This is a genomic window from Winogradskyella ouciana, assembly GCF_009709615.1.
GTDB lineage: Bacteria > Bacteroidota > Bacteroidia > Flavobacteriales > Flavobacteriaceae > Winogradskyella > Winogradskyella ouciana.
In genome coordinates, this window is the sequence record NZ_WJYA01000095.1 from 1 (window position 1) to 274 (window position 274).

At 51.5% G+C, this 274-nt stretch carries 1 protein-coding gene; it reads left to right on the forward strand.

All coding sequences use genetic code 11. From position 1 onward, the window contains the following. Positions 1-274 (forward strand): DNA translocase FtsK (locus tag F1003_RS18685; RefSeq protein ID WP_262884642.1); only part of this gene is annotated, 274 nt, incomplete at both ends.

Below are 274 nucleotides of genomic sequence, written 5' to 3' on the forward strand. Positions count from 1 at the left end.
GCCCGTCCGTCACACGTTTTGAAGTGCATCCTGAGCCCGGAGTGAAAGTGAACAAAATTACAAACTTAGCAGATGATATTAAACTGAGCCTGTCTGCCAAGGATATTCGGATTGAGGCGCCGATCCCCGGTAAAAACACGATCGGCATTGAAGTTCCGAACCGCGTAAGCAAAGTCGTCGATTTAAGGCAGATGATCAGAAGCGCCGCTTTCAGGACGAATCCGTCTCCGCTTACAGCCGCGCTCGGTGTCGATATTTCCGGAAACCCGGTCGT